General features: G+C 32.4%; 19 protein-coding genes. 9 read left to right on the top strand and 10 right to left on the bottom strand.

Annotated elements, in window-relative coordinates; all coding sequences use genetic code 11:
* The first annotated feature begins 59 nt into the window (after positions 1 to 59).
* The 8 genes from B5E87_RS04835 (at position 60) to B5E87_RS04870 (ending at position 9,504) form a co-directional block, all read left to right on the top strand.
* Positions 60 to 5,468 (top strand): SpaA isopeptide-forming pilin-related protein, encoded by a 5,409-nt coding sequence (locus B5E87_RS04835; protein ID WP_087243793.1) that lies wholly within the window; start codon positions 60 to 62, stop codon positions 5,466 to 5,468.
* A 108-nt stretch (positions 5,469 to 5,576) separates the two neighbouring features.
* Positions 5,577 to 5,756, top strand: coding sequence for a hypothetical protein (locus B5E87_RS04840; protein ID WP_087243794.1), 180 nt, complete (start codon positions 5,577 to 5,579; stop codon positions 5,754 to 5,756).
* 2 nt (positions 5,757 to 5,758) lie between these two features.
* Positions 5,759 to 6,079, top strand: a complete 321-nt coding sequence (locus B5E87_RS04845; RefSeq protein WP_087243795.1) for a hypothetical protein — start codon at positions 5,759 to 5,761, stop codon at positions 6,077 to 6,079.
* Between the two features lie 74 nt (positions 6,080 to 6,153).
* On the top strand, positions 6,154 to 6,738 hold the full coding sequence (locus B5E87_RS04850) for a hypothetical protein (protein WP_087243796.1): 585 nt from the start codon (positions 6,154 to 6,156) through the stop codon (positions 6,736 to 6,738).
* Between the two features lie 67 nt (positions 6,739 to 6,805).
* Entirely contained in the window at positions 6,806 to 8,077 is a 1,272-nt protein-coding gene (locus tag B5E87_RS04855) for a C40 family peptidase (RefSeq protein WP_241147131.1), read from the top strand.
* An 87-nt stretch (positions 8,078 to 8,164) separates the two neighbouring features.
* On the top strand, positions 8,165 to 8,530 hold the full coding sequence (locus tag B5E87_RS04860; protein WP_087243797.1) for a hypothetical protein: 366 nt from the start codon (positions 8,165 to 8,167) through the stop codon (positions 8,528 to 8,530).
* Positions 8,487 to 9,023 (top strand): hypothetical protein, encoded by a 537-nt coding sequence (locus B5E87_RS04865; RefSeq protein ID WP_087243798.1) that lies wholly within the window; start codon positions 8,487 to 8,489, stop codon positions 9,021 to 9,023. Before B5E87_RS04860 ends, B5E87_RS04865 begins: the two co-directional genes overlap by 44 nt.
* Positions 9,016 to 9,504: a hypothetical protein gene (locus B5E87_RS04870; protein ID WP_087243799.1), complete on the top strand. Its 489-nt coding sequence runs from the start codon at positions 9,016 to 9,018 to the stop codon at positions 9,502 to 9,504. Before B5E87_RS04865 ends, B5E87_RS04870 begins: the two co-directional genes overlap by 8 nt.
* Before the next feature lie 6 nt (positions 9,505 to 9,510).
* On the opposite strand, the gene B5E87_RS04875 is transcribed toward B5E87_RS04870, so the two are convergent.
* A complete protein-coding gene (locus B5E87_RS04875) occupies positions 9,511 to 10,416 on the bottom strand; it encodes a tyrosine recombinase (protein WP_087243800.1) in 906 nt (301 codons plus the stop codon).
* Positions 10,417 to 10,633: 217 nt separating this feature from the next.
* Between B5E87_RS04875 and B5E87_RS04880 the strand changes: the two genes are divergently transcribed.
* Positions 10,634 to 10,927, top strand: a complete 294-nt coding sequence (locus tag B5E87_RS04880; RefSeq protein ID WP_087243801.1) for a hypothetical protein — start codon at positions 10,634 to 10,636, stop codon at positions 10,925 to 10,927.
* A gap of 306 nt (positions 10,928 to 11,233) precedes the next feature.
* On the opposite strand, the gene B5E87_RS04890 is transcribed toward B5E87_RS04880, so the two are convergent.
* From B5E87_RS04890 to B5E87_RS04930, 9 genes are all read right to left on the bottom strand, one after another.
* Positions 11,234 to 12,577 carry a cadherin-like beta sandwich domain-containing protein gene (locus B5E87_RS04890; protein WP_087243803.1) on the bottom strand — a complete coding sequence of 448 codons (1,344 nt, stop codon included), beginning with the start codon at positions 12,575 to 12,577 and terminating at the stop codon, positions 11,234 to 11,236.
* A gap of 12 nt (positions 12,578 to 12,589) precedes the next feature.
* Positions 12,590 to 14,266: a dockerin type I domain-containing protein gene (locus B5E87_RS04895; protein ID WP_241147132.1), complete on the bottom strand. Its 1,677-nt coding sequence runs from the start codon at positions 14,264 to 14,266 to the stop codon at positions 12,590 to 12,592.
* Between the two features lie 230 nt (positions 14,267 to 14,496).
* Complete coding sequence (locus tag B5E87_RS04900) at positions 14,497 to 15,843, bottom strand: HD domain-containing protein (protein WP_087243804.1); 1,347 nt, start codon at positions 15,841 to 15,843, stop codon at positions 14,497 to 14,499.
* A gap of 33 nt (positions 15,844 to 15,876) precedes the next feature.
* Positions 15,877 to 16,611 (bottom strand): hypothetical protein, encoded by a 735-nt coding sequence (locus tag B5E87_RS04905; RefSeq protein ID WP_087243805.1) that lies wholly within the window; start codon positions 16,609 to 16,611, stop codon positions 15,877 to 15,879.
* Between the two features lie 61 nt (positions 16,612 to 16,672).
* Positions 16,673 to 16,990: a hypothetical protein gene (locus B5E87_RS04910; RefSeq protein WP_087243806.1), complete on the bottom strand. Its 318-nt coding sequence runs from the start codon at positions 16,988 to 16,990 to the stop codon at positions 16,673 to 16,675.
* Positions 16,990 to 17,400 (bottom strand): hypothetical protein, encoded by a 411-nt coding sequence (locus B5E87_RS04915; protein WP_087243807.1) that lies wholly within the window; start codon positions 17,398 to 17,400, stop codon positions 16,990 to 16,992. The genes B5E87_RS04910 and B5E87_RS04915 overlap by 1 nt, the downstream gene beginning before the upstream one ends.
* Positions 17,375 to 17,773: a hypothetical protein gene (locus tag B5E87_RS04920; RefSeq protein ID WP_087243808.1), complete on the bottom strand. Its 399-nt coding sequence runs from the start codon at positions 17,771 to 17,773 to the stop codon at positions 17,375 to 17,377. Before B5E87_RS04920 ends, B5E87_RS04915 begins: the two co-directional genes overlap by 26 nt.
* A gap of 15 nt (positions 17,774 to 17,788) precedes the next feature.
* Positions 17,789 to 18,703, bottom strand: a complete 915-nt coding sequence (locus B5E87_RS04925) for a PIN domain-containing protein (protein ID WP_087243809.1) — start codon at positions 18,701 to 18,703, stop codon at positions 17,789 to 17,791.
* A 106-nt stretch (positions 18,704 to 18,809) separates the two neighbouring features.
* Positions 18,810 to 20,297 carry a hypothetical protein gene (locus B5E87_RS04930; RefSeq protein ID WP_087243810.1) on the bottom strand — a complete coding sequence of 496 codons (1,488 nt, stop codon included), beginning with the start codon at positions 20,295 to 20,297 and terminating at the stop codon, positions 18,810 to 18,812.
* Positions 20,298 to 20,299 lie beyond the last annotated feature (2 nt).

The following is a 20,299-nucleotide window of genomic DNA, read 5'->3' on the forward strand; positions in this document are numbered from 1 at the left end:
TTTTATTGGTTTTTTGAAACAACAAAAATCAAAATATTTTAGCAAGGAGGTGAATTAAATTGCTAAAAGAGGTATGTAAACGAGTCACCAAAGGAGCAAGCATTTTAGGTAAATCGTTATTAGCCTTTGCAATGGTTATGACTGGCTTGACAGTGACTCCACCCATACAGGCAGAGGCTGTAGACCTGTATAATGAAGCAACAGCTTCGGTTAGTCTTGTTAGTAATATTACCATTCCATCATTAGGAAAATCGACACCGGTTTATAATCTATCTTTAGATGGAACAGAAGCTTTCTGTATTGACTTAGGAGATAGATGTACAAGTGGAACAAAATATGCTCGTGTTGATGATTCTTCTGCTATTGATTCTGATATTATACAAGTTTTAAACTGGTATTATAGTGATATAGCAAAAGAAGAGTATTCTTCTAGTGAAGTTCGTAGAGCAATTACGAGTGGGTATATATGGGCAGACAGAGAAGGAGGAGATAAGGTTTCTGTTATTTTAGATGTTATAGAGCAACTTGATTTAGAGGAAAATCTTGGAATTGCTGGAGGTTTCGACCAAATATTAGCAATTATGAAACTTACAACTACAGTTGCATCTATTATGGGTCAACCAACAACAGGAAATTATTATTTATACGATTGTGGTAAAGGTGGATATCAACGTCTAGTATCAAGAGAAACGGGTTCACCAGTTGCTTTTGGTGGAGATGAAACTTCAGCTACAGAAAAATATACTGCTACTGAAAAAGTAACTGTTAATTTAACAAAAACAGATGATGAAACATCAAATGGATTACAAAACGCAACATTTGATTTCTATCGTGATAACAAAAAAATTGGAACAAAAACAACAAATGCAAGCGGAAGAGCTAGTATATCATATTCACAGGATTATACAAGAAGTGCTACAGTTAGTGCTACCTATTATGAAGGATATGATGATTTATCAATTCCAAATCAAGGTTTAATTGGAGACTTTGACTTTAGTAGTAAAGCTGAAGCAAAAGCTTGGTGTAGAGAACAGGCTCTTAAAAAAGCAAAAGAAGCTGCACAAAATGCTGCCAATCAAAAACACACATATAAAGCTGTTGAAACAAAAACGCGTACTGAATACTATTTAAATCCTGATAAAGATACTGTTACAAAATCCATTACTGGTAGTGGAACAGTAACTATGAGTTTAACAAACCATAGACAGGAAGGAACAATCAGTATTGTAAAAAAAGATAGCGAAACTAACAATACCGTTCCAAATGCTATCTACAAATTGTATGCAAAAACAAATATTTCTCATCCAGATGGTCATAAAGGAATTTTATACCACGCTGGTGATGAAGTTGCAACATTTGCTGCAACAAATAGCAATGGGGAAGCTAGTTTAAGTGGACTATATTTAGGAAATTATTACGTTAAGGAATATCAAGCTCCAAACGGATATCTTTTAAATACAGCAACTTATGACGTTACATTAAGCTATGCAGGACAAAATGTATCTATTACTGATGCAAGTACAACTGTCAATGATAAAGTTGTAAGAGGTCAAGTAGAATTTACAAAGGTTGATAAAGAATTAGATAATGGTTCTCAATCAGCTTCTATTGTAGATGGTAATGGAGATGGAGCACAAGGTGATGCCACTCGTAGAAATGCTACCTATGGATTATATGCAAGAAACAACATTGTTCATAAAGATACAAAAACAGGAGTTGTAACATATAATCAAACAGCTGGAAGCATTAATGAAATTAAGCTTTTAAAAGGAAGCAACCTTTCAGTTAAAAATGTTCAGGCAACTGCAGGTACATTACTGGCGACAGCTCAAACTGATGCTAACGGTCAGATTGAATTTGGACACCTATATTTAGGTGATTATTATATAAAGGAAATCTCACCTAGTGAAGGTTACTTGTTAAATAGTGAAACTTATAACTTCTCTTTAACTTATGCTGGACAGACTGTTGAATTAGTTGATGCCACAGTTAAAGGAACAGAACAAATTAAAAAACAGGCATTTGAATTACAGAAATTCGGACATCAAACAGGACAAAGTGGTGTTGCAAAACCTTTACAAGGTGCTGAATTTACAGTTAAACTTGAAAGCGATGTACAACGCTTAGGATGGGACAATGCCCCAACATATTGTACGATTACAACAAATAGTCAAGGATATGGAAAGAGTATTGAACTTCCATATGGAACTTATCGTGTAAGAGAAACAAAAACACCTGCTAACTACAATACTTCACAGGATTTCTTTGTTGAAATTACAGAAGACAGCAGAACACCTCAACATTTCTCAAATAAGACAGTTATTGATGAAGAATACTCATCATTATTGAAGATTGTGAAAACTGATTCAGAATCTGGAAAGACTGTTCAAAGAGGAGGGGCAACATTCAGAATTAAGGCTTTAACAGATGTTGCTGTCAATGGTGTCAAATTTGAAGCTGGAGAATACATTAAATATACTCAATGGAATCCAGTACCAACAGTTGTAGATAGATGGTCTACAAATGATGAAGGATATATTATCTTACAGGAAAAATTAGGAGCTGGTACTTATCAGTTAGAAGAAATTGCTTCTGTTGATAAATATTTAATCTCTAATACTCCATTAAAATTCACTATATCTTCAGATAACTTTACAAGCACTGAAACTGACGTTGATGCAACAGTTGCTATGACTGAAGTCAAATTTGCCAATCAACCAGTAAAAGGACAGATTAAAGTTTATAAGGAAGGTGAAGTTTTAGATAGTTATGATGATGATTTTGTTTATGTTGTCAAAGGATTAGCTAATGCACAATATCAAATTATAGCTAGAGAAAATATCATGGACCCAGCAAACGATGGAACAATCAAATATAAAGCTGGTGATATCGTAGAAACAGTAACGACTGATGCATCTGGAAATGCAACTTCAAGCAAGTTATATCTAGGTGAATATACTGTTAAGGAATACAAGGCTCCAAATGGATTTGTTATCAACCCTCAAAGTCAAGACGTTTCTCTTGTTTATAAAGATGAAGTGACAGCAGTTGTATTTGACAACGCTAGTTTTGAAAATGAAAGACAAAAAGTAGACATTGAAACAGTAAAGAAAGATGCTGATAATCAAACTCCTTTAAAAGGAGCACAGTTTGGTATCTATGCAAAGGAAAATATTACAAATCATGAAGGTGCTGTGATTGTAGAAAAAGGAACATTACTTCAGACAGTGACAACAGATGAAAATGGTAAAGCTCAATTTACATTAGATTTCCCATTAGAATTTGATTTTGAAGTCAAAGAATTAAAAGCTCCTATTGGATACTCATCAAATAAGGTTACATTAACATATAGTCCAACATATGCTGGACAAGAAAAAGACAAGGTATCATTATCTCAGGATTTCTTCAATGAAATCACAAAAGTAGAAGTCAGCAAATCTGACATTACAACTGGTGAGGAATTACCAGGAAGTACATTAGCAGTTTATCCAGTTGTTGATGGTGAAATTCAGAAAGGTGAAGCATTTGATACTTGGGTATCAACTGATAAACCACATATGATTCAAGGACTAGAGCCTGGAAAAGAATATGCTTTAGTAGAATTAAATCCTACAACAGGATATACAACAGCAGAAACAATCTATTTCACTGTAGAAGATACAGGAGAAGTACAGAAAGTAGAAATGAAGAATAAATTAACTGAAACAGTTGTTGTTAAATACGATGAAGACATGAATCATGTTGTTGGAGCTACAATGGCCATCTATCCAGTTGATGAAAATAATGAGCCTATCTTAGGTGAATGTTTTGAAACTTGGTTAACAGATGGAAAGGCTCATACAATCTATGGATTAGAAATCAATCAGAAATATTTAATCAGAGAAACAGTTGCTCCATTTGATAATGGATACGTAACAGCTAAGGATACACTTATCACTGTTAAGGATAGTTTAGAACCACAATATTACTACATTGAAGATGAGTTTACACATATCGAAATCAACAAAGTAGATATTGAAACTAAGGATAACTTAGCTGGTGCAACACTTGCTTTATATCCAATTTTAGATAATGGAGAAGTTGATTATGGTGCTTGCTTTGAAACTTGGTTAACAACAGACAAGACTCATACAATTGATAGAATTCCAGTTGGTAAATACTTATTAAAGGAACTTTCAACTATTGATGGATATACTGTTGCAAAACCTATGATTATCGAAGTTAAAGACACAGCTGATACTCAGACATTTGAGTTAGCTAATGATTTCCATAAGATTGAAATCAGCAAGACAAATCTTCATACAAATGAATTCGTTGAAGGAGCAACTTTAGCCATCGTTCCTGTTGAAGATGGAGAAATTCAATATGGTGAAACATATGAAACATGGATGACAACTGACAAAGCACATCGCATTGACAGAATCCCTGAAGGAGAATATGCTATTGTAGAATTATCTACTCCAGCCAACTCAGGATATCTAAAAGCTGAACCAGTATTCATTACTGTTAAAGATACAACTGAAGTTCAATCATTTGAAATGAAAGATGACTATACTAAAGTTGAAATCTCTAAACAGGATATTGTAACAGGTGAAGAAATCAAGAATGCACATTTACAAATCATTGATGATGAAACAAATGAAGTTGTCAAAGAATGGGTAACAAATGGAGAGAAAACTCTTATTGAAAACGTGTTACAACCAAATCATGACTATACATTAGTTGAAACATCAGTGGATGAAAAAGGATATATCAAAGCTGAAGATGTGAAGTTCCATGTAGATGAAACTGGAGAAATCCAAACAGTAATCATGAAAGATGACTTTACAAAAGTTGAGTTCTCTAAAGAAGATATCACAACAGGTGAAGAAATCGAAGGTGCTCATCTTCAAATCATCGACAAAGAAACTGGTGACATCATTACTGAATGGGTAACAGATGGTAAGCCACATTACATTGAAAATGTCTTACAACCAGGAGATTACTATTTAGAAGAAACAAGTGCTCCAGACGGATACCTAATAGCAGAACGTGTCGAATTTACAGTTGAAGAAACCGGAGACATTCAAAAAGTCACTATGAAAGATGATTATACAAAAGTAGAAATCATGAAATATACTGATGATAATAAGATTTTGGAAGGAGCTCAGTTTGAAATGACAGATAAAGATGGAAATGTTGTGGCAACATGGACATCTGGAAAAGAAGCGTTCAGAATTGACAGATTAACAGTTGGTCAAGAATATACAATCAGAGAAATCAAAACTCCTGATGGATATACAACAATGAATCCTGTCACTTTTACAGTGCAAAATACTGCAGAAATCCAACATATCTCATTATTCAACAAAAAAGAAGTCATTATCAAAACAGGTGATGATACAAATGTTGGTTTATATGCAGGATTGGCTTTTGTATCAATGTTAGGTATTGCATTTGCAATGAAAAGAAAAAAAGAATCTGAATAGAATTTAAGAGGAATCTGAAAAGACTCCTCTTTTTTTATGAATGGATTTTATTGTCTGTTTTTGTCAGATATTATATAATAGATACAGCAATTGGAGGTATCAATTTATATGACAAATAATGAAGCAATGGGATATGTGATTAAAAGTCTGGAGGATTTAGAATTGTCTCCTGAAATGATAAGAGATGTCTTATATGCCGTGAATGAAAACTTTGATTTCTATACAGAAGAACAAATGAAGGATGTTTTCGACAAGAAAATAGGAAAGTATTGGAATTACAGGGGGTAATGATGAAAAAGTATTGTATATACCGTTCTTTTGGGGATATTGATAAACAGATTAGAAAGCACGTCCTTATAGGAGTAGCATTTGGAGAAGACGAAGAAGAGGCATATGAAGAAATCAGACAAGCTGTACTGGATGACTTGAATGGTGATGAAAGCATTCATTATCATTTCAATGCAGATACATTCGAGTTAGAATTTAACGAAGATTTTCATAAAAACAAGACATATGATTATGTTATGACAGGAATTATTTATCCAGATGATGGGCCGAAAAATATATTAATTGATTATGGAATCAAAGAAATGGATTATATAGAAATGTAGGAGTCAAAAGACTCTTTTTTGTTTATTTTTATGGCGGGCTAATATATAATGGAAAACATTGAGGAGTGTTAGATATGTCAACAATACTATGGAATGCCAGAGAATCGGATGATTATATTAGGATAAACGTTAAAGAGAATAATATAACTGTCAAGAATGAATGGAAAAGAGTATATAAACTTGATGAAAATGCAAAAGAAGTAGCTATTTTAGATGTTTTGTCATTATTGAGTGATGTCATGTTCATGTTTCAGAATTTAGAAGAAGTTTTTATCTCTTTTGATAGAAACATCCTCATTGTCAAATCCTATTTCAAAGAAGAAGAAAAAAATGATGTCTTCAATTTTAAGAACTTGAATATCCATCGGGAAGATATCATCAATATTTTAGGGATAGAAGAAACGATTGTCATCAATAATTGCTTAAAGCAATTAATTGGTCAAAAGCCTATAAAAAAAGATTATTTTCCTATAACAAAAATGATTGATGAATATATGGATAGGGATATGTTATGCAATCAGGCTTTGAAATTCCATGATTATTTTTTTACTCTTTCTGAAGATGAACAAAAAGAGGTTTTTGTTGATTTTATTGCATCATTGAAGATAGTTGATTCATTAGATACTTATTCCATGAAAAAGTCTAAAAAAGAGATATAATATGATAAAATATAAGAAAGGACTACTTGTTAGTCTTTTTTTTGTTGTTTGAAAGGAGGCGATGCATTTGAAAAAATCTACTAAAAGAATGGTTATTATAGGTTTTATAGTCGGCATGATTATTACTACATTAACTCCAGTATTTGCTGATAGTGATTTTGAAACAGATGAAGACAAATATATTACCTTATGTTCTTCAAAGTCTTTATCACAAAGTCAGCAAAATATCTGCAAAAAATTCAATACATATCTGAAACAGAAAAGCAAAGAGGTCCGTGAAGATATTTCTGAAACAAAACAGGATATTTCTGAAACTTCAGATGATATTAATGCGATTAAAGATAAGATAGAAAAAAATGAGCAGGAAATCATCACACTGGAAATAGATATCAAACAATTAGAACAAGATATCAAAGACTTAGAATCAACGATTTCTCAAAAAAAGGAACTACTAGGAGATAGATTATATGCGATGCAAAGCCTTTCTAATTCTAATGATTACCTCTATTTCATAATGGGAGCACAGGATTTTACGACAGCCTATAGAAGAGCCAAAGGCATTAAGGAATTGACAGAGGCAGACCAGGAAGAAATTGATGAATTATCTACACAATATAATACTCTCCAAATTCAACAAAACACCTTGCAGTCAAAAAAGAAAAAACTCGAACAGAAGCAAGAGGAAAATAAAACATTACAGAAGAAATATGAATCATTACTCGCTAAGCAGAAGACAAGTCTAAAAAATTCTCAACAGGAATCTTCTGAACTCTCTGATGCTCAAAAAGAAATTGATAAGAACCTCACTAGACTCTTTGAAGAATCATTAAAAGAACAATCAAGTACGAATGTTGGACAGATTACAAAACCTTCAAATGGACAATCAAGCACATCTTCTAGTGAAATCGGCATAAAAATTGCGAATAAAGCATTAACAAGACAGGGTTGTAGATATTGGTGGGGAGCTCCAGGAGGAGGATATGGAGATGGTCAAGGCCTTGATAATTCAAATGCACAGTATTTTGACTGTTCCGGACTTGTTGCATGGGCGCATAGGCAATCAGGAATTATGATAGGTAGAACGACTGCAGCAGGATATTCTCAAAGTGGAAAATCCGTGTCATATAGCAATCTTCAGCCCGGTGATGTCATCACGTTTAGCTATGGTGGTGGCGTTGCACATATCGGTATCTATATAGGAAATCAGCAGTTTGTCCATGCATCTGGAAGTGGTAGTGGAACGAGAGGACAGTATGCCAACCAGTGTGTGAAAGTGTCTTCTATCGCCCCTGGAGGATATTGGTATAACTACATGTACAATTGTAGAAGACTGTACTAATACACTCAAAACTCATTGTAAAATCATAAAAATGATATCTAATGTGATAAAATATAATATATGGGCAAAGCCCGGAGGTAGTTACAATTGAAAAGAAAAATACTTAATTTTATCTATGAAGGATGCGAAGTTGGAATCTGGATGGGACTCATTTCAATGACATATCAGTTATTTGTTATCGTCAAGAATGGGGCATTTGGCATACAGGCAGGCTGGCTTGATGTTATCTTGCTTTTAGGTCTTTATGTACTATGGTTCTTTGCTTGGCAATGGGAACCTAAGAGTAAAAGACAGACTAATCAAAAATCAGAGGATAAAACCACTGAACAGATTGTAGAAAACGAGTCAGATACAAGCAAAGAATCTCATGTTGAAGAAGTATCACAAACAGAAGAAAAAGAGGTTAAAGATGAAGGGGTTGAAAAGGGACACGATTCTAAAGAATGCCTATAGTCATACTGACCTTGATGATATAAGTCGAGATAGTGAAAAATCAAAGGCATTCTATGATACTTTGCTTACTTTCGTTATTGAACATCCAGAATTTAAATATATTTGTGGTTTAAGTGCTTTTAAGGATGTACCTGGAACCTATGTCATAGCTTGTCTAGGTACAAATAAATTTAAGATTGGGTATACTGGTAAAGATTCAGATTTATATGAGTCAATTACTCAGGAATGGGCTAAAATATCCAATTCTAATGATATGTTTACATATGCAAAGGTATTTGTTAATCCTAATACTGATAGCATTAAAGAGATTGAAGATATATTTCCTGCAAAAATGATTGCAGATGATTATGGAGGTACAAGAATGAACTGTGTAGAATGGAAAGAGAGGGTAGGAGAAGTTGACAAAAAGCATGTTGCTTTAGCAGCAGGCGGTATCCTGGCACTTGTAGGAGCTATTTCACTTATCAAATATCTGGTTGGAAAACATGAATAAAATAAAGAAAATATTATTGGCAGGAATGACCTGTCTATTAGTTGGTTGTGGAGGGGTTTCTTCAACAACATATACATATGAAGATTCTATGACAATACCTTCAGATATGATTGGTGCTCAGGAAGATGTCGATGTGTCTGGAATTGAAGAAATGACTCTTTATTATAATGATGAAAAAGTTGATAAGTTAGCTGATACAATAGAATATACATTTGACGGTGAAGTTAGTGATGAGGCTAAAGAGAATGTGAAAGGATTATTATTGGATTCATTTGATACAGATGAAAAAGGAATTGTTGTAAAAGACATTTCTTCTAGTGATAAAATTGGTGTGTCTATTGAAATTGACTTAACTCAAGTTGACAAAAACAATGAAATACTTCAAATGTTCAACTTAAATGCTTCTGATTTCAATGATGATAATACCTATCCATTAAATACTTTAGAAAATGCTCTGATTCAGGCTGGATATGAAAAATAGAGACGATTACTCGTCTCTTCTTTTTTTTGCTCTTGGATGAAAATGATTGTATTCATCAATGACTTTCTTATTATTAACATGTGTATAGATAGTTGTTGTTGAAATATCACTGTGCCCTAAAAGTTCCTGTATAGAACGTAAATCAGCATCGTTATTTAGCAATTCTGTAGCAAAAGTATGTCTTAACATATGTGGATGAATACGTTGAGATAATGGACTCATAGCAACACGTTTCTGTAAGATGTTATAGAATCGTTTTCTTGTCATTGGATTGCCATTATTAAGTAAAAAAATATATTGAGTGTCTTTTTTCAAGAATTTATCTCGATACACTGTTAAATAATCATAAAGAATAGAGCGAGTTTCATCATCAAAGAAAACAATTCTTTCTTTATCACCTTTACCAATGATATTGATAGTGTTGTGTGATAGAGAAACATCAGATAACTTAATTCCACACAATTCACTGACTCGGATTCCTGTTGCATACATTAACGCTATCATTGTCCTGTCTCTTGAATCCTTTTCATCATTTACTTGAATAGAATCAATTAAAATCCTCATATCATCCCCAGAAACGGTTTGAGGGAGTCTTTGTTGCTTTTTAGGAGAATCTATATATTCTGATGGGTTATGAGTTGTATAATTGTTTCTGATAAGAAAACGGAAGAACATTTTAATAGATGTGAGATGTCGTCTCTTTGAAGAATCTATCAATTGTCTATCTAAATTCTGGATATATGAGTAGATATGGTCCCTTGTAATGTCATCAATAGAAGTGATGTTGATGGTTTTTAGATAGGATTGAAAATTGCTCAAATCAGATAAATAACTTTCTATTGTATTTCTACTGGCATTCTTTTCAACATTCAAATACAATCTATATTCTTCTATGGCATCTTTTAATTTCATAAATGGAGTCCTTTCTATATCTTTTCGTTTATTCTATCATAAAAAGCCATTATTTTCTATCTAAAATCGTAGCATAATCCATATTATACGAAGTTGCATATTAAAAAAACAGTTTATATTTTTTCAAAAATTTACTACAAAAACAGTCTCTCGTGTTATACTATTATTTGCCACAGGAGTCTCATAGACTCCTTTTGTTGTTGGCGGAGGGAAAATATTGTCAGTTAAACTTATTAATTCTATTATGGTAGAAAAGAATAATATCAATCTAGGACTTTCATTATATTTACATACAGATGAAGATAACAAGCAACACTTTGTATATTATACAGACTACTTGGGTTATGGAAATGACGAAGGTAAATATAGTCCTGTCATAGAAAAAACTATTCATTTAGATGAACCAGAAAACATATCTGAAGAAAATTACGCTAAACGTATGGAAAAATATATTAATGACATGAACAGGATGTCCTTTGATGATGTTTTGTCAATGATTGCTAACTCATAAAAAAGAGATGCCTAGAGCATCTCCAGATATTTACTGATATTCAGCGGACTTAGATGTACATGCGAAAGTACATCTTTTTTTGTTGCCTTTCTTATGAATATGAACTTTTCTCTATCTTGCATATTCATATTGACCCAGTCATTTTCTTTTGTAACAAACCTCACCTTCCCCTTCATAAACTCTATCACATAATATCTGTCAAAAAAGAAATGAGATATTCCTTTCACAATCTTTATAAAGGCTTTGAAGAAATCGTAGATTTTAGTAAAACAGACTTTGAAGAAATGTCCCGTTTCATGAATATAACTAGTAATTTTTACTTTCATAGTATGCTTTAACAGATGCAATGGATTTTTTCTTGAATGTATAATAAAGCGCAGAGAAGATGATAGTTGTTATGAAGAATCCTCCAGTAGTGCCAGCTAAGATGTATGCTGTGAGATTATTGCTGGTATTGTCATCTATAATCGTATATCTTTGTAATGTTCCTTCTTCTTTATCATAGCTATAATAATTTTTCTGACCATCTTCATTCATCAGATAGACAATGCTATAAGAAGACAATTCCTTTTCGTTGAATTTCCATCCATTCACTTGCTTATCCCCTATTTTGATTGTGGTTTTAGCAAGATTATTGATGGAATCTGGTATGTTGTCAGGACTTACAATAATATATATCTTTCCATTGACAGTGATAGTTTCAAATGGCGAAAGAACTTTGTTTTTCTTTGTATCATAGATATAGAATCCTGTTTCTTCTTTTTCATTTTGCAAATATAATAAAGTTAGTCCCATATCTTTATTTTGTAAAGCTGTCACATCTTTATTATCAATTTTTATTGTTGTTTTATCAAATCCTTTTGATACATCAGTCTTTGATAAATCATTGAGAATTCCTAGTTTTTGATTATCATATGTTAAAAACTGTGTAGGTTTTTCAGTTACAATGACACTTAATGTATATCTTTTGATGCTTCCATTTTCCGCTGTAACAGTTACCTTGAAAATGTTCTCACCAATATGTAATTCTTTTTTACCAGTCCCTGACACTTTGGCCTTGCTGTCTTTAGCTTTGACTGTAATTGTGATATCTTCAACATCGCTTGTCAAGTCTACCTGATAGCTTGTCTTATCGCTAGAAAATGCAGGACTGAGTTTTCCAGTAGAAATAGATAATGATGATAAATTGTTTTCACTAGATTTTTTAACTTCAGGTTCTTTTTTTGTCACTGTTGAACTGCTTGAACTACCAGATGTAGAATGTGAAGACGAATGACTTGATGAACTGTTTGAACCACTTGATGGTGTCTTAATTTTGACACTTACCGTATGACTTCCTGTAATTGGAGTTTCATCGTATCCTGTAGCATCAACAGCTGTGACCGTCACTGTTGTTGTGCCACTGCTTCCACCTGTAACAGATACACTCCCACTACCATCAACCCAAACACTTCCACTAGATACTTTTCCATTGGATGCAGATACATTGAATTGACCTGCCCCTTGTGTTGAAATGGAAACTGTAAAGGTTGAATTTGGGGATATGGTAGATTTGCTTGCCTTGACTGAAAAACTGGCCGCCTGAACAGGAATCATCTGGCCAAGCATCATGATTGAAAATAAGAATAATCCTATAATTTTTTTATACATTGAACACCTCCATTAGAACAGTTTATTTGTTCCCATGATATGATTTTTTATTTTGATATAGTCTAAAGAAGACACTTTTCCATCCTTGTTGACATCTGCTCTTGTAAGAGAATTACCTGTCAAAACCTTGGTCTTCATAATATGATTCTTGATTTGGATGTAATCAAGGGATGAAACCTTATCATCTCCATTTACATCCCCTGGCAAATATGTCTTCTGTGTCGTTCCTTTGACAATACGAACATTGTCAGAAGGAATATAGAGATAATCTCTTGAAAAGTCATATCTTTTATCATAATCTAAATCAGTTCTTGATGCATTTAATGCTGTGTCATTCTGTATCTTATACCAGATTTTCCCTTTTGTATCTTTGACTTCACCGAGAATGATGACAGGTAAATTATATGTACGTGGACTCTTACCACTTCCTATAGTATGCACGACCTTAGAAGTTGAAGGAGATTGATAGAGTTTATATCCTTTCTGAACACCTTCTATGATACCAATCGTATACTTTCCATAATCATCTAATCCTGAATCGTTATAGTAGTAGACTGAAGCTGCCTTTTCACCCCAATATGGGTCTGATGCATATCTGACATTGACACCAGAAGACTTATCACCAAGATGTGCCCCATTATATCTCCAATCTTCTGCGTCAAGATATCCATTGGAAATAAAGACTTCTGCATGATATTTAATGCTATCAGCTGGCGTTTCATATCCATTTGCTCCATAATATGGATTACTGTCAACAGCACCATGTCCAAAGAGATTATTCTTTTTCATGGCAATACTGCTTTCACCCCATCCAGATTCATTTGCTGATACCCCATACATCAGCAATGCATTCACACCATAAGTATTTTGATGGGAGATGTAGGAGTTGCCTAATCCTCTCATCTTTGATGTGCTTTCTGAATTGGCCTTTGTGATATTATCAAACTGACTGGCTGTAATGCTTGTCTTGCTTCTATGAGATAGGAATTGAAAATAGTTATAATAAGGATTTTGAGAGTTGATGGCATGATTTCTATTTCCATCCTGATAATCATCTATCATAGTCTTATAATCTGTATAGAAGTAATGACCATCATAACTGTAATATTTCTTTCCTTCACTCATGTAATCCAATTCATAACCGACTCTCTGGGCACTTGAAGAACTTTTACCATAGAAATATTTATGATAGAGATATCCATCATTGATGTAGTAATGAGATATATCAGCTTTTGAATAGTCTACAATACTGACATCCCTTGCATCAAACTCCATGACAACTCCCGACTGCATAGCACGAACCTTGCCATTGTAAGTGCCGATATAGGCAGCATCCTTACCATAACTTCCTGTTACATACCCGTCATATCCAGGATTGCTGACGTTATCAAAAGTCAGATAAGCCTTGCCGTCATGTGCCTTGGAATTAAGATAGACAACTCCATAGGAGATACGGGAATCTGACAGGGTTGATATGGCTCTCGCTTTGGGCTTAGCTACAGGGGTAATTTCATCGTAATCTATGGTTTCAATCTCCCCTTCTTCATTAATAAGTATCATATAATCTGTCATCTCTGGTCCATTCAAAATATTCTCGGCTTTGGTTGGATTGGATAAAGCGCCAGCAATACAAAGAGAAGACAGAAACATACTGATTCCAAATATATGTAATGTTTTCCTTTTTCTCATGGTTCACCTCCATAAAAAAAGGAGACGATGTCTCCATTGATTTATTTATACCATAAGAATATTATATAATATATTGAGGGTTTTGAGGGATTATGGAAAGATTTTTTACTAAATTCGAATTTACTAAATCACGATTTGGTAAATGAAAAAGTCATGACTTGATTGTCATGACCCTTAATTTTCATTTTTAATTGAAGAAATATTCTTTTCCAAACATATTTCAACATTGTTTAATCTGTTTCATCATACAGCTTATAATGTAACAATTGATGTGCAAAAAATACTAATGATTTAGATATTTCTAACCTTAAATAGCGAGTATCCAATGCTCTAATACCAAATCTGACTCTGTCCAACGCATCAGCATCTTTAAGTATCTGATACATAATTTGAATTTTTGAAGAACATTGAGGGAATTGAATATCATCTTTGCAATGATATTCAATGATTTGACGCATATCCTTACTTATATGAATATGATGTTTATCTAATAATTCGATACTTCTTTTCCCATGATTAATATCTTCTCCATCGTTTTCTCGACCAATATCATGGAATAAACCAGCCATCATCACATGCACCAGTGTTGTATCATTTAAATTGTCATAGTCTTCTCTAACAAGTTCATGAATCAATCCACTCAAGATAGATACTCTATAAAGATGATTTATATCATGGTCTGGAAATTCTCCTAAAATACCTTTTAAAATCTCATTATATTCTTCACAGATATGCTGAAAAACATATTGGACATTCGAGAATTCCTGTGCATATGTTTCACTCACTTCAATAACGGATGGTAAGTCAATTCTATTGAGAATTGTTACATCTTCTGGAAATGCAAGAATTTCCTTTTCATTTCTGTCATCAAGATAATCAAGAATGGCTTCTCTTTTTATTTGTGCCGTATAAATTGAGGAACCAGTATTGCTATTTTTACAAGCAAAGAAGAAAGCGACTTCTTTTGATAAGGTCCATGACAGGGCTTTATCTACTGGTGTAGACTTATCTCCTTCTCCTCTATAAATAGTGACAACATCTGATAAAGAATTAATGAATTTCTGTCCAATTCTATCATGAGGTTGTTGGAAGATTTTGTTTAGTTTATCTCTGGAAAGCTGAGAAAAATTATATTCATTGTGCATATACAGCTCTATAAATGATGAATAATCATGAATAGAGTGTGTGTTTAAATAATAATTCATTAAAGATATCTGAAATTCAGATGGTATCAGGAATTGATGTTTTTCTAAACCATCTTTCTTTATATCCTTAGCCAGAGACTCAATATGCTTTTCCAGTTCTTCTTTAGGAGTTTGCATTAAAATAGCACCTGTCAGTTTGACAATGACATACGTGTCTCTATTGAAATAAACAACTTCTGGAAATAGCCCCTTAAAATAGTAACAGTTATTAGCTATGTCTTTGCCATATAATTGACATATTTTATCATATGTTGGTAGTAAATCTGTTTCACCGATTTGAAAATATTCGAAGGGATTTTCAATGTTTTTAATGGGAATTAAATCATTGATGTTTCCCGTATTTGCTTTTTGAAATATTTCATTGATATCCATATATGTCTCCTAGTTTAGTTCCTTCATAATCATTTATTCTATATTCTGACAGTTTCTTAACTGTTTTATCATTTTTTCATCACTGCTATTTGAAATGATGATATCCAGAATTTCGTTTCTATAAAATGGGAAATTAAGATAAGTAAAGTATTCATAGTTTCCTTCTTTAAAATTTTCATAAATGAAATCAATTTTCTTCAAAATACCTTCCTCAACACCCATATTTATAGCAGGATTAAATAATTCATAATTTTCTGGTTTATTTTCCTTATTTGGATTATAACCCCAATACAATTCAACCATCGCATATCTTGCAGAGTCGTAATACACCATATTTTTTAAAATAGTATTATCATAAAACACTTTATTCACATCCAGTAATGGATATTTTTGATGAAAATCCTGGGCTGTAATCTGTGTATTGTACCCTCTTTTTTTATATTTCTTTATATCATTTTCGGTTTTAATATCAGCTAAACACACCATATCGTCAATATACTTTTTATATACGCCTAGTTGGAGATGGTCTCTAATTTTATCTCTTAACCAGTCAGCTGGACTATTGTAAGATTGGTTCTCTTTAATCAATTCTTTCAGTTTTTTTAAATCTTTAAAATCTTTAAGAACGATATCAAAGTCCTTATAGGCTTCATTTTTTATGAAATCCGTCATATCTTTAACTTTAGATTTTTGCATGAACAGTTCATATAATTCATTGCTTATATAAGCAAAATGTTGTTCGAATATAATTATCTTTTTTCTTTCCATAGCCTTACACTCCTTTACTACAGTATATCCTACCCAAATGAGTAGGTCAACACTTTATTACTCAATTGGGTAAAAAAAGATGACACTTCTGTGCCACCTCTACTTTATCAATTATCTTTGCTTTGTCTGCAATGTATTCATTCATACAGTTGTTATAGCAATATCCTATTGGCTCTACAAGATAAATAATTGGACTTCCTCCAAAACGTTTGGCTGCCTTTCTAGAATATCTTTTAGCTGATACCAGAGAAGTTGTTAGAAAGACTTTATCCAGAAGCTTCATTCTCCAGTCTTCTCTTATCATTCCTGTATCAATAGGTGGTTTTAGAATTCCATCATCTATAACAAATACATCAGTTGTCCCATGATAATATCTCATCAGACACCTTCCATTTCCTTTAACTCATTCAATATTCCACCTAAAACCACTTCACATGTTGCTTTGAATCCATCAAATTGTCTATTCACATCCATGAAATATTCTTTCAGTTTCTTTTTATAATAGCTCTCTGCTTCCCATTGTGTTTCAAATACCTGGAAAGGAACAGCGTATAAGACTGGTCCAGTGATAGATATGGTGGTTTTTGAAGGCTTTCCATCCTTTCTAGGTTTTACAAAATAAAGTGAACCATCTTCTTTTTCTAAAACAATAGCTTCAGTAGGTTTTAACTTTCGTCTATAATCCCCTACTGGATTTTCTTCATTTGGGCGGACATCACAAACCCAGAAATTATCTTCAGCTTTGTAGATGCCTTCTTTATATCTATTCTGAAATGTTTCGTAATTCATAATTTCCTCCTATTCTGTTAAAAATTGTATTGATTTTGTTGAGAGTTATAGAGATTTCTCCATTGATTCTATGAGAATCTGTCTGGGAGTTGAGAGATTCTAATTTCTCTTCCAACAAATCTATTTCTGTACATGCCTGATAGCAAGCATGTTCAAACTCTCTTTTTTCAAATTCCTGAATTTCTTCAGCTGAAAGAGGACAAAAAAGTTCAGGTATTTGCTTGATTTTATATGGGATTTCTATCATTTTGAATAATGTGTAATTCAATCCTGGAACAAGTGTAATTGTCTTTTCTGTGACCTCTTTGATGCGATAAATATGATAGCTGTAATATGGATATTTACGGTATTTGACCAAATCTCCTTTCTTCATCTTTTTTAACCTCTTTTATATTGATAAATCTTCAATAAATCTAAAATATTTCTCATAAGCTTCATCTTCATTCATGAACTCACACATACTGTCATACAATGGCTTTCCAGTAGATGAGGAAATTTCAATATATGGGAGTATAGGTTTAGCTTTTTTGAAGATGTCATAGCTGATATATTTCTTTGACATATCTGTTAAAGTTTCCACATGATTTTTATAGACATCTTTAGCATCTTCTAATGATGATGTCTGATAAGAAAAGTGTCCACAGTTTCTGACTTCATATAATCGTGTGTATATATCATAGACAATATCAATATGTAACTGAGAGATAGGTATATCTGTATGTGTATAGATAAATATTTTTCTTTGTCCATTAGATAAATGAATCTTTAAGTCTTTCATATTCGCCCAATGAGAAAGTTCATTTTTTGTAGCATTTGTCATTTTATTCACGCACCAAATTGGAACTTTAATGCCCGCTATTTCTTTTTCTTTGCTTACTTTGTGATTTTTCTGATATTCAATTTCTTTCATGACTTGAACATTTCCATATAAATATTGATTGAGAGTCCCTTTAAAGCACTTTATAACCAAATTTTCCTGCAATAAGATATTTCTTACACCTTCAAAATCCTTGTCTTTGCTGATGATGACAATATCCTTATTTTTCCATTTCTTTATTTTTTTCATCAGAAAGTACATTATATAGAAATCCATATAGTTTGCTTTTTTTACCAAGCCCTTTTTGTATTCACTAATATCAACGATTTCCATATTCTTAGGTACAAAGTGATATAACTTATTTGACTGCGATACAAACATAAAAGCGTATGTATCCTCTGGTATGATTTCTAAAGAAAATCCAACATTTTCACAATCAACCAGAAGTATTTTCTTATACTTTGCAAACTTATTGTATTTTTTCAATTTTTTTCATCTCCTTTGACAATAAAAAAAAGACACACCATTTGATGTGTCTATGTCTCGTATTAAGTTTACATTTATATTTTATCACAAAACAGAAAAGATATCATTATTCTTCAGTATTGTCTTCAATATTTTCCTGATTGTTCTGCTCATTTTTATTTTTTATGATATTGACCTGTCCAATCCCTATATCAGCTACTATTTTTTCCAATGCATGGATAAATGTCATTTGAGAATATTTAAGGACTTTTCTTCTTTCATTCTTTTTCTCTCTGACATTCATGTTTTCTTTTTTTATGATTTCAAGACTGATATTTGCTCCATAATGCGTCACAATGTATTTGGCAAGATGATTATAGCGATTTTTGAGTGTTTCGCTGTGGCAATCAAACTGGTATTTTCTTTTTGTACGGATTATGTTATACCCTTTTGAATGTGTATGTATCTTTTGACCCTTTATTTTCTGTCCATCCTCCTGATAGCAGTCAGGATTTGTAACTATACGACTATTTTCCATATATCTGTCTATATTCGACAAAGTTTTCATGCGTTTATTTAAAGAATCATACCCTAATTCAAAGGATTCGACTTTTTCTTCATCGTTGCTTTTAGCAAACAACTCAACTTCTGGGCCGTATATATCTATTTTCACTTCATATGTATCTGTCAATTCTTCTACCAAAAAAGATAATAACTGTTTTTCTTTAAGGACAGGAGATTTTCCTTTGGCAGTGATACATGCATAATAAGTCCATCTTCCATTCTTCAGTTTCCTTTTTAATCCAGCATATCTAAATTCGCTATTTTGGATGCAATCTTGAATATATGCATTATTTTTATCTATATCCAATGGAAGAGTCAAGTAATAATAGCCAGGTTTTAATCGGTTTTCTTTCCTTTTCTTCCATTTATCATAGGGAATAGGAATCTTCCCATCCTTTAAATTATTACAATAGTTTTGATATCTCTGTTCTACTCTTTTCCAGTGCTTTTTACGTTTGTTTTTCCAGCTTATTGAGCCGTCTCTAAAAAATCCTGGATTTAATGTGAATGTATTATCTTCAAAATTTACAATAAAATCAAGTTTTTGAGCCATAGATGTGATATATCTAAAATCATAAAATGGCTTAAAATTAATTCTCTTTCCATTACCAAAAAGATACTTTTCTAATGCCTGATTGAGTCTCATCCCGATAACTAATGTTGTCGTATGAGGGACTTTCCCAACAAAGCCATGCTCTTTTCTTATATTGGATACAAATCTATCTAAACGATGTGTCCCACCTTTATCTATATTGTTTTCTTCAAGCCAATCTTTTTTGATTTTATTCATCTTATCAATAACATCTTGTCTTTTTTCTTCTAATTCTGTAGTATCGGTATCAGTTTCTTCTATATTTTTTAAGATAAAAGCATATTCCTTTTTGTTTTCAGATAGTCTTTCTTCTAATACTGTAATGAGTTGATTTATATTTTCAATAATAATATCATTCAATTGCTTACAATTACGAAAAATTCTATCTAATTGATACTGTTCGTCGATAGATAGATTCTTCAAGGCAATATCATATGAAAAATATATATTGTCTGCCATAT

The sequence above is a fragment of the Massilimicrobiota sp. An142 genome (assembly GCF_002160725.1).
GTDB classification, from domain to species: domain Bacteria; phylum Bacillota_I; class Bacilli_A; order Erysipelotrichales; family Coprobacillaceae; genus Allocoprobacillus; species Allocoprobacillus merdigallinarum.